The sequence below is a fragment of the Arthrobacter sp. 135MFCol5.1 genome, assembly GCF_000374865.1.
Classification (GTDB): Bacteria; Actinomycetota; Actinomycetes; order Actinomycetales; family Micrococcaceae; genus Arthrobacter.
On sequence record NZ_KB895456.1, the window covers coordinates 108,603 to 122,721 of the forward strand.

Genomic DNA, 14,119 nt, shown 5'->3' on the forward strand with positions numbered 1-14,119 from the left:
TTCACATTCCCGAAGAACGCATCCGCAAAAGGGAAACCCGCCCAACAGCTTTGCCGGTGAGCCGCCCAATTTGGGGATCTGCCCTTTATGATGGCCAAGGGGTGGTGTTATGACCGGTATTTCGGGCCGTGGCAATGATGTGGCATTACAAATTTTTGGCGCGGCCATGAATGCCAGTCCGGACGCCCTCCTGGCACTGGACGCCGACGGCATGGTTCTCTGCGCCAACGCCGCTGCGGCCCGGCTCTTTGGGTTGCCCCAGGACGCGTTTGCCGGCCTGGACCACCGGCCCCTGATCGCCGAAGGATTCCGCGGTGAGGTGGCGAACCTGTTCCGGCAGCTCCTGGCCCACCCTGACCAACCGCAGCCGCCGCGTGAGATCGCGGGCCTCCGCAGCGATGGATCCGAGTTCCCCCTGGAGGTTGCCGCTGCGGTCCTCCCCGCCGGGCCGCTGTCCGATCCCGCCCTCATTCCTGCCGGGGACACCGGCCCTGCCGGAGCACGCCTCCTGCTCTCCGCCCGGGGCACAGCACACCGCCAAGCCACCAACGAAAGCCTTCGCGAAGCCATGTCACTGCTCACGGCCACCCTGGAATCCACGGCGGACGGAATCCTGGTGATGGGCGTTGATGGCAGTGTGGCCGGATTCAACGAGCAGTTCCTCACCATGTGGGGCATCCCGCCCGCCTTGTTGGAAGCGGACAGCGAGGAGCCTGCGGTCCGAGTGGTGATGGCCCAGGTGGCCGACCCTGTTTCCTTCACGGCCCGGCTGAACGAAGTCCAGAAGGACCCGTCTGCCGAAAGCCACGACGTCGTCGAGTTGCTCGACGGGCGGACCTTTGAACGGTACTCACGCCCGCAACGGGTGGGTGAGAAGATCGTAGGCCGGGTGTGGAGTTTCCGGGATGCGACGCCCCGGCGGAAGGCACAGGAACAGGTGCACCAGGCGTTGAAGGACCTCGCGGAACAGGCCGAGAAGCTACGGGCCATGGCTTTCCAGGACCCGCTGACCGGGCTCGCCAACCGGGCGGTGTTCAACGAGGCCTTGGCCAACTCGCTGGCGGAGCCACGGCTGAAGACGGTCGACGTCCTGCTCCTTGACCTGGACGACTTCAAGGAGGTCAATGACATCCTTGGCCACCAGGCCGGCGACGACATGCTGGTGGAGGTGGCGCGCCGGCTCCGCGGCTGTACACCTACGGCGGACGTGGTGGCACGCCTTGGCGGCGACGAATTCGTGGTGCTCCTGACGGCCTGCCCCGACCCCGACGAGATCGCGGCGTGCATTGTGCGGTGCCTGCATGTGCCGGTGACCATCGGTGGCACCGTCCTGCGTCCGAGCCTGAGCCTGGGGCTTGCCTCCCTGGGGCAGGACAGCGTGGGTCCCTCCGAACTGCTCAGGCACGCGGACATCGCCATGTACGCGGCCAAGGCTGCGGGCAAGAACCGTTTCCTGCGCTTCCACCCGGACATGATGCAGGCGCTGGTGCAGCGGACGCACATGGAAAGCGGCCTGCAATTGGCGGTTCCGCGCGGCGAGATCACGGTCGATTTCCAACCGATCGTTTCGCACCGCATGGGGCAGGTAGTCCAGCTGGAGGCGCTGGCCCGGTGGGACCGCGGCGGTGAACGGGTGCCGCCGTCGATCTTCATTCCGCTCGCCGAGCGCACCGGCCTGATCAACGAGATCGGAGCAGAGGTGATGGCCAGCGGCATGGTGCAGCTGGCGCGCTGGCTGAGCGAGGATCCGTCCCGGTCGCTCGCCGTGAACGTCTCCGGGGTCCAACTGCAGGAGCGGGACTTTGCCGAGACGGTCCTCAAGCTCGCGGAAGCCAGCGGGGTGGCCCCCTACCAGCTTGTCCTGGAAGTCACCGAAAGTGTCTTCTTCGACGCGGACGGCGACCTGATCGACCAGCTGGGAACCCTGCGCGCCGCCGGCGCCCGGGTGGCGCTGGACGACTTCGGCACTGGGTATTCCTCGCTTGGCCGGCTGCAGGACCTGCCCGTGGACACGGTCAAGATCGACAAAACCTTTGTCTCAATGGTGCGCACCGGAAACGAGCGGCTGCCGATCCTCAGCTCCATGATCAACATGGCCCACAGCCTGGGCCTGACCGTCACCGCGGAAGGGATCGAGACGGCGGCGCAAGCAGACTATCTGACCGCCCTGGACTGCGACTCCCTTCAGGGCTACCTGTTCTCATTGCCGGAGCCGGGCGACCGGCTGATACCGGCCCTGCATCACGCCGAAGAGGCGCTCAATGCTTTGAAAGGACGTTAGGGCGGGAAGGCCTAGGCTGCTTCCCGGCCGGATTGCCGCGGCTTCTTCGCGGGCAGAGGAGGGCGTGAGGCTTGCGCCGCAGCGGGAGAAGGCGTCACGGCATCTGCCTCCGCTGGGCCCGCAGGCACGGCGGAGGGCGCAGTAGTGGATTCCGACGGTGCCTCACCGCTGAAGGTCTCCGCCTCGAATTCCCGGCGGGCTTCAGGAGCGGCGGCGCGGTTGCGGCGCCAGCGGCGGACCAGGTCGATGCCGGCCACCAGTCCGGCGACGGGGCTGAGGACGGCAGCGGAGTAGACGAACAGCAGCCAGGTCAGGGTGGTCAGCGGCGGCTGGTTGTTGTTCAGCAGCGACAGCCCGCCGAGCAATCCCACCACCCAGAAGAGCAGCACGGCCGCCAGCACGGATCCGGCAGGAAAATACTGGTTGGTCACGATTTTCTTCAGGGTTTCCATGCACTTCCTCCTGCCTGGCCCGGGGACGGCAAAGGCCGTTCAAGACAAGTATGGGGCCCGGCCCGTGCGAAACTGCGCAAGACGCCACGGCGAGTGACCAAACTAACCCGGCCGCCCGGCGTCGTACGGATTTCCGGGCCGAAGAAGCCCTGCAGAACCCTTCCGCCCGGCGCCTCCGGACACATAGCGTAGGGCTGACCACTCGATCAATGGAGGACCCATGCGCAAAGTCACTGCCGGCCTGTTCCACTCAGTTGACGGGGTGGTGTCAGAACCATTCAAGTTCCAGTTCGACAGCTTCGATGAGGAACTCGGCCACGGGCTGACCCGGATGATGAACACCGTGGACACGGTGGTGCTGGGCCGTGTCAGCTACCAGGAGTGGGCGGGCTACTGGCCCAACGCCTCCGCCGACCAGGACTTTGCCGCCTTCATCAACCCCGTGGAGAAGTACGTGGCGTCGCGGACACTGGCGGGGCCGCTGGAGTGGGAGAACTCCCGGCTGATGGATGCACCGCTCGAGGACTTCGTGGCGGCCCTGAAGGAGCGCGAAGGCGGTGAGATCGCCGTGTGCGGCAGCATCTCCGTGGTGCGGCAGCTGCTGTTTGCCGGTTTGCTGGATTCGCTTCAATTGATGACGCACCCGGTCATTGCGGGCACCGGCCGCCGCCTGTTTGAGGACGGCGACCCGTTGACCCGCCTGGAGCTGCAGGAGCAGTCCCGGACCAGCAAGGGGAACGTGCTCAGCACGTACGGAGTCCGCGCCGGCTAGGTCATGCCGCCAGCCGTGCCCCGAACAGCTCCTCCGCGAGCCGGGGCAGGTGTTCCGGCACGTCCGCTTCGGTTCCGTGTTCGCCGCGGCCGAGGAAGACGGCGGTGCCGCGGATCCCGTCCAGGTCCAGGCCGCATTCGTGCATGAGCTGGCCTGCACGGAAATTCACCGGCAGCAGCATGGCCACGCTTTCGGCGTTCAGGTACACGTGCCAGTCGCCGCGGATCACGGATTCAAGGGGCCCGTCCACCAGGGATTCCAGGGCCTGCAGCTCCGCTCCCACCTGCTCCATGCGGATGGGCTCGGCGTTGTTGGCCGGTACAACGAGTGCTTGGTACGTTCTGCTGTCCATGATTGGTCTCTCCACAGGGTTTAACATGCGGGGAGGGTGTGGTGTTCCCGGCCGGGCGCGGGCGAGTGGACCGTGCCCGGCCGACTACAAAGCGGCGACGGCGGCGATGTCACCCGGAGTGGTCCGGCAACAACCCCCGATGATCCGGGCACCCTCTTCGCGCCAGGCAGGAACTCCGCCGGCGAGGTCCTGTGGTGCCCCGTCCGGCGTCCCGCCTATTCCGGGCGCACCCCACGTCTTGGTGTCCGCGTGGTACGTTTCGCCGGAATTCGGGTAAGCCAGCAGGGGCTTGTCCGTGTACTGCCGCAAGGTTGCGAGTGCCGGAGCCACCAGGTGCAGGGGCACGCAATTGACCCCGACTGCGGCAACGTGAGGGTGCATATCGAGAAGCCTGGCCACGTCCGCCAGGGGTGTGCCGTCGCTGATACTGGCGCCGTCGCGCAGCGTAAAGGAAAACCAGGACTCGACGCCGGCTTCCGCAGTGAGCGCCAGCAAGGCCTCCGCCTCGGCGAAGGAGGGCAGCGTTTCACAGGCCAGGACGTCGACGCCGGACTGAACCAGGGCGTTGATGCGGGGTGCGTGGAACGCACGGAATTCCGCAGGGCTGAGGACGTAATCTCCGCGGTACTCAGACCCATCTGCGAGGTAGGCGCCGTACGGACCCACCGATCCAGCGATGAGCAGGGGACCGGCGTCAGGGTGGTCCGCCAGGTGCTCCCGCCGGGCCTCCTCCGCGAGCCGGACCGACAAACCAACAAGGTCCAAGGCCTCCTGCCGGCCGATCCCCCGGGCAGCAAATCCCTGCGGCGTGGCCTGGTAGCTGGCGGTGGTTGCGATGTTCGCCCCGGCGGCGAAGTAGTCCCGGTGCACGTCCCTGATGAGTTCGGGTTGCTCCAGGAGGACCTTGGCGGACCACAGCGGATCGTTCAAGTCGCAGCCGCGCGCTTCAAGTTCGGTGGCGAGGGCGCCATCGGAGACCAGGGTCCTGCCTCCAAGCGAGGTGGCAAGGGAAAGACGGTGGGGCATCGCAACTCCGGTCGATTTGTGCGGTTTTACTCATTATAGACAAGTTTCCATGCTTGTAATGAATATCACTCTGTGTCACCATGACTGCATTGATGACCACCCCAGAGGAGAATTTCGTGAGTGTGCACCTGAACAGCGTCCGTAAGCTGCGGGTCCATTGGCCCATCAGCGCAGAAACCTTCAGCCGCATCGCAGCCGGAAACGCTGACGCGGTCCAGCAGGATCCAGGGCTGGCAAAACTCCTGAAGGCCGTTGAACAGTTTCCCGACCTTGGTGATTTCGGAAACTACAAGCACGTCTTCGAATCCGGAATCGGGTTCGAGGGATTCTCCTGCGGCGAGGGGGCGACGCCCACCCTCGGCCGGGTAGGCGAGCAAACGCTTTCGCCCACGTTCGTCTTCACCACCTATTTTGATTCCGCCTTGGACGATTCCGTCCTGGAGCGTGCCATGCAGGAACTTGTGGCCATCCACCCGTGGGAACTGCCCGTCATCGAGGTGACCGGCCCACTCAGCGTTGCCGGAAGACTGCACCGCAATACTCCTTCAAAGGCGGCATCATGACCCTCACCACCACCGCCGCTTGGCCGGCACTGCAGTCCGCACTGGCAGGCAGGACGTTTACGGACCTCACCCACGCCTTCCACCCGGGCCAGCCGCGTTTCGCCGCTTTTCCGGACGAAAGCCGGGAAGCGCTTTTCGATCTTGAAAAAGGCGACGGATTCACGGCCCACCGGTATTCGATCGTGGGGCAATGGGGAACGCATGTGGACCCCCCGTCCCACTTCATCCGCGGGGGCCGCACCCTCGACCGGATTCCGGTCCAGGACATGATCCTGCCCCTTGTGGTGCTGGACATCACCCGGCGCGTCGAGGAAGATCCTGACGCCACCCCTGCCTTGGAGGATGTGCGGGCGTGGGAGGACCGGAACGGAACCATACCCGCAGAATCCTTCGTCGCCCTGAGGACCGGCTGGAGCCGGCGGTGGCCGGACGGGGAGGCCATGGCCAACAGGGATGCAGACGGCGTGAGCCATACACCGGGCTGGTCCCGGGAGGTGCTTTCCTTCCTGATCGAGGAACGTACGGTCTCGGCTGTCGGGCACGAGCAGACGGATACGGACCCGGGGTTGGCAACGTCCCGGGGAGACTTCGCCCTGGAAACCTATATCCTCGCCCAGGACCGCTGGCAGATAGAGCTGTTGGCGGACCTGGCCGGGCTCCCGGAGTCCGGGGCCGTGGTGGTGGCCAGCTGGGCAAAGCCACGCGAAGGCAGCGGCTTTCCCGCCCGCGTCTTCGCCATCTCCTGACCGCCACAAAGGGGCATCTAGACTCGGACCATGGTGACGACAACAAGCATGGGGCGGGGAATCATGGCAGTCCTGGCCGCCGGGGAGCGCCACGCGCGCGGCCTCCCCGGCGGCACGGTGGCCGAGATCGCCGCAGACCTCGGCAAGGACCGCAGCCAGGTCTCCAGGAGCCTGCGGACAGCGGAGCAGGAGGGTTTCCTGCAGCGGACGCCACAGCGCACTTTTGCCTTGGACTGGAGTGTCTTAACGGACGCCCATCTGCTGACCCGCCGTCGGCTGCATTCGGACGGGGCGGCCGCGCTGGACCACCTTGCGGGCCAGACCGACGAGGGGTGTTTCCTGGGGGTTCTCAGCGGCAACAGCACTGTGACTGTGGGGGAAAGTATCCCCGCCAGCAGCAGAATGGTGGGGTCCTGGCTGGGCCGGCCCTACCCTGCCTACTGCAGTGACGCCGGGCAGGCGCTCTTTTGGGAAACCTCCGATGACGCAGTCCGTACGATCTTCGCGGGCGTAACTTTCCAACAGCACGGCCCCAACACTCCGGCCAACGTTGAGGAATTCCTGGAGCGCCTAAGGGTGGCACGCCTGCGCGGTTATTCAGTCGTCGACGAGGAAGCCGAACCGGGTCTCTACTCCCTGGCCGTGCCCGTGAGGGATTTCAGGGGTGGAGTCGTGGCCGCGCTCCAGGTGGTTGGGCTGAAAAGCCGCATCGAACCCCGGCAAGCCGAACATGCAAAGGCGCTCCGAATCGAAGGTGAATGGCTTGAAGCCATGCTCGGAGGACATTCGCCGGACGACCATCCGTAGCCCCTGCGGACGGCATTACCGGGGCACGGGGAGACGGCCGGATCCGAGCCTGTCTGCGGCCCCGGCGAGGATATCCGCCACTTCCCCGGCCCGGCCGTCAACATCGGCACGGCCACCCAGCACACTGAGCGACGCCAGGATGCCGCCCTCCGGATCGCGGATGGGTACGGCCACTTCAGTGATGCCGTGCTCGAACTCTTCGGCCGCTACGACGTAACCCTTGGGCTTGTCCCTGGCCATCAGCTCCCAGGCCTCCGCGCTGGAATGCGGGGCTCCGGGGCCTCCGACCCCTACGAAGTTCACGTCGGCAAGCAACGCCTCAAAACCTCGCCGCCTATGGTCCCACAGCAGGGCCCGCCCCGCTCCCGTGCACCAGACGGGGGTGACCATGCCGGGCTGGACGAAGCTGCCGGCCTGCGAATCGTTGCTGGACGCCAGCAGCAGGATGGCCCGGTAACCGTCACGGACGGATACCCTGGCACGCAGCCCCGTGGAGGCCACCAGGGTCTCGAGTTCCGCTCCCGCGTCCCGTACCCAACCGGTGTTAAGTGTGGCGGCAAGGCTGAAGAAGCCGCTTCCCACCCGGAACGGGCCCCGCTCGCGCCGCTCCAGCAGGCCAAGGTCGCAGAGCTCCTGAGTCAGGCGGGAGACGCGGCTCTGGTCCATATCCAGTTCGGCGGCCAGTTGCGAGACGCCCAAGAGCTGCTTGCCGGCCTTTTCCCGGTCAACCACCAGGCGCACGATCCGCAGCCCCTGCGCCAGGGATGACGCCTCAGGGGAGTTATCCACGCTTACTGCTCCTTCCGACCGGCAACCACCCTATCCTCACACGGGCTTGGCTTTCACAGCCCCAAAGCGCACCGGGCCCCGCCCAACAGGCGGGGCCCGGTGCTGGTGGTTCAGCTGTCCTCATCAGGCCCCAATACGACCTTTTGCGCTAGTCCGCCCTGGCGGCCCGGGACTTCCGTCCGTACCTGAAGTGGAAATAGCCGTAGCAGGCGGCCACGAAAGGAACACCAAAGTACAGGGCCGCGACTTGGGCCGGGTCCAAAGCGATGCCGACGAAGGAAAGTACGCAGAGGGAAAACGCCAGGACCGGTACCACCGGGAAGAGCGGGGCACGGTATGGCAACGTGGAAACGTCGCCGCCGTTCCGGACGAAAGACCGTCGATGGAAGAAATGCGAGGCTGTGATGGACATCCACACCCCCACCACGGCGAAGCCCGCAACCGAGACGAGCGCCAGGTAGACCGACTCCGGGGCGACCACGCTGCTGATGAGTGAGGCCAGGCCGCCGAGCATGCTCACCGAGAGTGCGATCATGGGAATGCCGCGCCCCGTCAACCGCTTCAGTGCCTGCGGTGCGTGGCCTTCGTCGGCGAGGGAATAGAGCATCCTGGCGCATGAGAACAAGCCGCTGTTGCCGGCAGACAACAGCGCCGTAATGATGACGAAGTTCATCAGGTCTGCGGCGAACGGGACACCGGTCGCCGTGAACACGGTAACGAAGGGGCTCTCGTCGAGCCCAACTTCCTGGTACGGAATGGTGGCCGCAATGACAGCGATGGCACCCACGAAGAACACCAGGAGGCGGATAACCGTACTCCGCATCGCCTTGGGGATGCTGGTGGCGGGGTCCTTCGTCTCGCCCGCCGCCACACCAATCAGCTCGGAGCCGGAGAAGGCGTAAAAGACTGCGAGCGCGGTCACGAGGACGCCGGTAAACCCGTTGGGAAACAGCCCGCCGTCGGTGTTGAAATTCTCGAACAGGAAAGGATCGGCGCCGGATGCGCTCAGCGGATGGAAGCCCAGAAGGGCCGCCCCGCCAAGGACGATGAGCGCAATGATGGCCCCTACCTTGATGATGGCGAACCAGAATTCCGACTCACCGAAGAACTTGGACGACACCGCGTTGAGTCCGAACAGCGTAGCGGCGAACACGAGGCACCAAACCCACACGTCAACGCCGGGGAACCACCGCTGCATCAGCAAGCCCGAGGCGGTGAACTCGGATCCGATGGCAACGGCCCAGCACAACCAGTAGAGCCAGGCTGTGGCGAATCCGGTGGCGGGACCGATGGACCGCGCAGCATAGATATGGAAAGCGCCGGACACCGGGTACGCAATGGCGAGCTCACCCAGGCAGGCCATTACCAAATAGACCACGAAAGCGCCCACGAGGTAGGCAAGCACAGCGCCCAGGGGGCCGGCCTGGGAAATGGTGTATCCCGAGCTGAGGAACAGGCCGGAACCGATCACGCCGCCCATGGCGATCATGACCAGGTGCCGGGGTCCCATGGAGCGGCGCAGGCCCGACTCTGTGGCCGGCGGTGCACCCGGCTCCGGCTTGAGGGTTAGGGGGGTCGAAGATTCCAAGAGATGCCTCCAGTGGGGAACGGTAGGAAGGAAGGACGGCCGCGGTCGGATGGCCCGTCCGAGAGGAGCTGTTAGCGCGTCGACAGTGACGAAAGTAACACGAAAAGGAAGTTTTAGTCATCAAAATCATATGAAATTGCGAATGTTGCACGCATCCGCAATTACGCCGGATGTCGATGTGGTTCTCCAATGGTCGATATGGCCGCCCGATAGTGCGTTTGGACATGTCCCGACGGACAGCGGCCCGGGCCACGATGGGAACACCAAACCACCACATCAAAGGAGCACCATGACCACCTACGACATCGCATTGATCGGGTTCGGCGGCGTCAACCGAACGCTGGCCGAACTGATCGCAAACCGGGGCGATGACCTCAACCGTGAATTGGGCTTCGGCCTGCGGGTTGTGGCCATCACGGACCTTCGGCTCGGTTCCCTGGTCCGGGACGGCGGAATCGACATGGACATGGCCCTGCGGATAAACCCGGCGGAGGAGACCTTCGCAGCGCACGGAGGATCCGCGGACCCGGACAACGAGCGCGTCATCAGGACGTGTTCCGCCGACATCATTTGCGAGGCGACCTTCACCAACCCCGCAACCGGGGAGCCGGCCGCTTCGCATGTACGGTGGGCCCTCGAATCGGGGAAGAGTGTCTGCACCACCAACAAGGGCCCTGTCGCCCTGCACGGTGCCGAACTCACCGGACTTGCACAGCGGAACGGGTTGCATTTCGAATTCGAAGGCGCGGTCATGAGCGGGACCCCCGTCATCCGCTTCGCCAAACAACTGTTTCCCGGTCTGGCCCTTAACGGGTTCGAGGGCATCCTCAACGGCACCAGCAACTATGTCCTGGGCCGGATGGAAGAAGGCCTCGGGTTCGAGGAGTCGGTCCGGGAAGCCCAGGAGCGCGGGTATGCCGAGGCGGATCCCACGGCCGACATCGACGGCTATGACGTCCAGCTCAAGGTCCTGATCCTGGCCAACGAACTGCTCGGCGCGGACCTTCGGCTGGCGGACGTTGAGCGCCAAGGTATCTCGTCCCTGACCCCGGAGGACCTCAGCAACGCAAGGAACGAGGGCCGCCGCTGGAAACTCGTGGGCTCAGCACGGAGGAACCCGGACGGAACCGTCAGCGCCTCGGTATCCCCCGCGGCCCTCCCCCTGGACCACGGCCTCGCGGGAGTGTCCGGCGCAAATAACGCCGTCTCGTTCAATACCAACCTCCTCGGTCCAGTGACCGTTTCAGGGCCAGGAGCCGGACGGGTGGAGACTGCGTTCGCCCTCCTGTCGGACATCATCGCCATGCACGGTGCACGGAACCAGGTGGCTGCAGATGCGTGAATCGGTGATTGCACCCCTTGGCGCCGAATCAGCCGTCTTCCGCGACGTTGTGAGCCCCTACGATGGCCGGGTGGTGGGGACAGTCGCCATGGCCCAACCGGAATCCGTGGACGCGATCGTCGCGTCGGCCCAGGCCGGAGCGAGGCAGGCGCGGGCGATGTCCCGCCATGCCCGGGGAAGAATCCTGGACAGCGCCGCCTCGAAGATCGAGGAACGGCGCACGCAATTTGCCCGCACCATCACAGCCGAAAGCGGAAAAACCATCCGCCAGGCACGCAAGGAGGTGTTGCGCGCAGTCAACACCCTGCGCCTCTCCGCGGCTGAGGCCCGCCGCAACGCCGGCGAGACCATACCTTTCGATTCCTACGAGGGCTCGGAGGACCGCACGGGTTGGTTCTCCCGCGAACCCCTGGGGATCATCGCGGCCATAACGCCCTACAACGATCCCCTGAACCTGGTAGTGCACAAAGTAGGGCCCGCCATCGCGGGAGGAAACGCCGTCATCCTCAAGCCATCCGCCCTGACGCCTTTGTGCGCGGAACTGCTGGCGGAGGTCCTTTCCGAAGCCGGCCTGCCGCCCGGGGTGCTTACGGTGGTCCACGGGGACAGGGGCGTTGCGGAGGCGATCGTGGCAAACCGCGGGATCCGCATGGTGTCCTTCACCGGCGGTTTTTCCACCGGCGAAGCCATCGCCAGGACCGCAGGCCTGAAGAAGCTCTCCATGGATCTTGGTGGGAATGCCCCGGTGATCATCATGGATGACGCGGACATTGACGCTGCCGTGGAGGCCTGCGTCTCGGGCGCTTTTTGGGCGGCAGGCCAGAACTGCGTGGGTGTGCAGCGCATCCTTGTCGCCGAATCCCGCTACCAGGATTTCCGCCGCGACTTCCTGCACGCGACGGCGCACCTCGTATCCGGTGACCCGGACGACGAAGCAACCGACATGGGGCCGATGATCACTGGCGCAGCCGTGGACCAGCTCACGGCAAAGATAGGAACGGCCGTCGCCGCCGGGGCTGCCGTCCTCGCGGGAAACACCAGGATTGGCAACGTCTTCCAGCCCACGGTCCTGGAGAAAGTCAGCCCGTCCAGCCGGCTGTGGATGGAGGAGGTTTTCGGGCCGGTGGCCATGCTCCAGCCGTTTTCAACCCTTGACGAGGCGCTGGAGATGGCCAACGCCGTGGACTTCAGCCTCCACGCCGGAATCTTCACGCGGTCGCTGGAAACAGCGCTGCAGGCGGCGTCCCGCCTCGAGGCGGGCGGCGTCATGGTCAACGACTCGTCCGACTACCGCTTCGACGGCATGCCGTTCGGGGGATCCAAGTACGGCAGCATGGGCCGCGAAGGCGTGCGTTTCGCCTACGAGGAGATGACCCAGCCCAAGGTTGTCTGCATCAAGCGCCCATGACGGAGTGCACCCGCCGTTCCCAACAACCACAAGATTCTTCCCGGCGAAAGAAACCATGGAATATCGCATCGAGACGGACACACTAGGGCCCATCGCCGTTCCGGCGTCCGCCTATTGGGGAGCCCACACCGCGCGGGCCCTGCAAAACTTCGCCATCAGCGGCATCCCCGTATCCGCCCATCCGCACCTTGTGCGGGCACTGGCGATGGTCAAGAGCGCTGCTGCCCGCGCCAACGGAGAACTCGGCGTGCTCTCACAGGACAAGGTCCGTGCAATCCGGCAGGCGTGCCAGGAGATCCTGGCCGGAAAGCATCACGGGCAGTTCTGCGTGGACGTCATCCAAGGTGGGGCCGGCACCAGCACCAATATGAATGCGAACGAGGTCATCGCCAACCTGGCGCTGGAGAAGTTGGGCCACGGCCGCGGTGACTACGGGCACCTGCATCCGATTGACCACGTCAACAAGTGCCAGTCAACCAATGACACCTATCCCACGGCCCTCCGGCTGGCGCTGGCCGCCGGTGCGCTGGAACTGGCCGAGGAACTGGAACAGCTTGCGGCCGCGGCCATGGCCAAGGGAACCCAGTTCAGCGGCGTGGTGAAGATTGGGCGCACCCAACTGCAGGACGCCGTCCCCATGACGCTGGGGCAGGAGTTCCGAGCCTTCGGCACCACTATCCGGGAAGACTGCGCCCGCATCCTGGAAGCCGTTGACCTGATGCTCGAATGCAACCTCGGCGGGACGGCTGTGGGGACCGGCATCACGGCCGAAGACGGATTCCAGCGGCGGGCTTTGGCCGCCCTCGCGGAGATCTCCGGCCTTCCGGTCCGTGCCGCCGACGATCTGTTCCAGGCCACATGGGACGTCGGCGCCTTCATGCACTTATCCGGAATGCTGAAACGCGCCGCGATACGACTCTCAAAGATCTGCAGCGATCTGCGGTTGCTGGCGAGCGGGCCGCAAAACGGGCTCGGCGAAATATCCCTGCCGGCGCGCCAGGCCGGTTCTTCCATCATGCCCGGCAAGGTGAATCCGGTCATTCCGGAGGCCGTCAACCAGATCGCCTTTGCCGTGGCCGGAGCGGACACCACGGTGACAATGGCCGCGGACAACGGGCAGTTGCAACTCAACGCCTTCGAGCCCGTGATGGCCCATGTCCTGCTGCAGTCCATTGGCTGGCTGGGAGCGGGTGCTGCGAGCCTCCGCACCCTCTGCATCGATGGAATCGAAGCCAACAGCCAGTTGCTTCGGACCCGCACCGAGGCATCTGCCGGCGTCGCGACAGCCTTGGTACCGAGCATCGGATACGCGGCCGCTGCGGCGGTGGCAAAGGAGGCCCTCCGGAGCGGGGAAGCCGTGGTGGACATCGTGGCCGGGAAGCAACTGATGGACCTTGTGTCGGCCAGGTCCGTGGTGGATGCGGCCATGGCGGGAGGTGGCACCCGGATGCCCGGTTCCGTTGGCTAGGCCGGCAGCACTCCTGCGCCGCGCCGGACATAATTGGACAGGGTCATTGCCGTTACCGTGTCCGTTACGCCGGGTGTGGCCGCAATCTGCTCCCAGATCTCCTGGATCCGTTCAAGCGAACGCGCTTCAACGCGCACCAGGAGGTCAAAGTCGCCACTGACCACGTCGCACAGAACCACCTCCGGGATCGACTGCAGCACCGCAATAACGTCGGCCCCGCGAACCCTGTCCTTCCGATAGACCATCAGGAAAGCCGAAACTGTGCCCTGTCCCGGAGCGCCGGCCACCACGGTATAGCCCTGGATATAGCCCTGCCGTTCCATTCGGTCGATCCGTTGCCGGACAGCATTGCGGGAGAGCATGACCTTCGCTGCAAGTTCCGCATGACTGATGCGGGCGTTGCGCGTCAGTTCCGCCAGGATGCTCTGATCGATCCGGTCAAGACTAGCCCGATCCATGTCCACCCTTCACCGTATGAACTCCCAACAGCAGACACGAGTCGGCCCGGCTCCAGAATGAAAGCAC

14 protein-coding genes are annotated in these 14,119 nt (G+C 65.2%); 8 read left to right on the plus strand and 6 right to left on the minus strand.

Features of this window, described 5'->3' with window-relative positions; translation table 11 throughout:
- Positions 1 to 109: 109 nt before the first annotated feature.
- Positions 110 to 2,281 carry a putative bifunctional diguanylate cyclase/phosphodiesterase gene (locus C563_RS0110320; RefSeq protein ID WP_231369869.1) on the plus strand — a complete coding sequence of 724 codons (2,172 nt, stop codon included), beginning with the start codon at positions 110 to 112 and terminating at the stop codon, positions 2,279 to 2,281.
- 11 nt (positions 2,282 to 2,292) lie between these two features.
- On the opposite strand, the gene C563_RS0110325 is transcribed toward C563_RS0110320, so the two are convergent.
- A complete protein-coding gene (locus C563_RS0110325; RefSeq protein WP_018761975.1) occupies positions 2,293 to 2,733 on the minus strand; it encodes an alpha-ketoglutarate decarboxylase in 441 nt (146 codons plus the stop codon).
- A gap of 220 nt (positions 2,734 to 2,953) precedes the next feature.
- Here C563_RS0110325 and C563_RS0110330 point away from each other — a divergent pair, with 220 nt between their 5' ends.
- Positions 2,954 to 3,505 (plus strand): dihydrofolate reductase family protein, encoded by a 552-nt coding sequence (locus tag C563_RS0110330; RefSeq protein WP_018761976.1) that lies wholly within the window; start codon positions 2,954 to 2,956, stop codon positions 3,503 to 3,505.
- A 1-nt stretch (position 3,506) separates the two neighbouring features.
- On the opposite strand, the gene C563_RS0110335 is transcribed toward C563_RS0110330, so the two are convergent.
- On the minus strand, positions 3,507 to 3,857 hold the full coding sequence (locus C563_RS0110335) for a DUF3846 domain-containing protein (protein WP_018761977.1): 351 nt from the start codon (positions 3,855 to 3,857) through the stop codon (positions 3,507 to 3,509).
- Between the two features lie 84 nt (positions 3,858 to 3,941).
- Positions 3,942 to 4,883, minus strand: coding sequence for a homocysteine S-methyltransferase (mmuM, locus tag C563_RS0110340; RefSeq protein ID WP_018761978.1), 942 nt, complete (start codon positions 4,881 to 4,883; stop codon positions 3,942 to 3,944).
- 92 nt (positions 4,884 to 4,975) lie between these two features.
- Here mmuM and C563_RS0110345 point away from each other — a divergent pair, with 92 nt between their 5' ends.
- From C563_RS0110345 to C563_RS0110355, 3 genes are read left to right on the plus strand one after another with little or no spacing between them, the layout of a single operon-like run.
- The gene (locus C563_RS0110345; protein WP_018761979.1) at positions 4,976 to 5,446 is read left to right on the plus strand and encodes a hypothetical protein; all 471 of its coding nucleotides are present in this window, start codon (positions 4,976 to 4,978) and stop codon (positions 5,444 to 5,446) included.
- Positions 5,443 to 6,192, plus strand: coding sequence for a cyclase family protein (locus C563_RS0110350; protein ID WP_018761980.1), 750 nt, complete (start codon positions 5,443 to 5,445; stop codon positions 6,190 to 6,192). The genes C563_RS0110345 and C563_RS0110350 overlap by 4 nt, the downstream gene beginning before the upstream one ends.
- Positions 6,193 to 6,222: 30 nt before the next feature.
- Positions 6,223 to 6,999: an IclR family transcriptional regulator gene (locus C563_RS0110355; RefSeq protein WP_026264645.1), complete on the plus strand. Its 777-nt coding sequence runs from the start codon at positions 6,223 to 6,225 to the stop codon at positions 6,997 to 6,999.
- A 15-nt stretch (positions 7,000 to 7,014) separates the two neighbouring features.
- Here C563_RS0110355 and C563_RS0110360 read toward each other — a convergent pair whose 3' ends face one another.
- Both C563_RS0110360 and C563_RS0110365 read right to left on the minus strand, forming a co-directional pair.
- Entirely contained in the window at positions 7,015 to 7,788 is a 774-nt protein-coding gene (locus C563_RS0110360) for an IclR family transcriptional regulator (RefSeq protein ID WP_018761982.1), read from the minus strand.
- Between the two features lie 148 nt (positions 7,789 to 7,936).
- Entirely contained in the window at positions 7,937 to 9,376 is a 1,440-nt protein-coding gene (locus tag C563_RS0110365; protein ID WP_018761983.1) for an amino acid permease, read from the minus strand.
- 289 nt (positions 9,377 to 9,665) lie between these two features.
- On the opposite strand from C563_RS0110365, the gene C563_RS0110370 reads away from it, so the two are divergent.
- The 3 genes from C563_RS0110370 to C563_RS21065 are packed head-to-tail and all read left to right on the plus strand — an operon-like array spanning position 9,666 to position 13,594.
- Positions 9,666 to 10,718 carry a homoserine dehydrogenase gene (locus C563_RS0110370; RefSeq protein ID WP_018761984.1) on the plus strand — a complete coding sequence of 351 codons (1,053 nt, stop codon included), beginning with the start codon at positions 9,666 to 9,668 and terminating at the stop codon, positions 10,716 to 10,718.
- Positions 10,711 to 12,126 (plus strand): aldehyde dehydrogenase family protein, encoded by a 1,416-nt coding sequence (locus C563_RS0110375; protein ID WP_018761985.1) that lies wholly within the window; start codon positions 10,711 to 10,713, stop codon positions 12,124 to 12,126. The genes C563_RS0110370 and C563_RS0110375 overlap by 8 nt, the downstream gene beginning before the upstream one ends.
- Positions 12,127 to 12,181: 55 nt before the next feature.
- Positions 12,182 to 13,594: an aspartate ammonia-lyase gene (locus tag C563_RS21065; protein WP_018761986.1), complete on the plus strand. Its 1,413-nt coding sequence runs from the start codon at positions 12,182 to 12,184 to the stop codon at positions 13,592 to 13,594.
- Here C563_RS21065 and C563_RS0110385 read toward each other — a convergent pair.
- Complete coding sequence (locus tag C563_RS0110385; protein ID WP_018761987.1) at positions 13,591 to 14,052, minus strand: Lrp/AsnC family transcriptional regulator; 462 nt, start codon at positions 14,050 to 14,052, stop codon at positions 13,591 to 13,593. The two genes, C563_RS21065 and C563_RS0110385, sit on opposite strands and share 4 nt — an antisense overlap.
- Positions 14,053 to 14,119 lie beyond the last annotated feature (67 nt).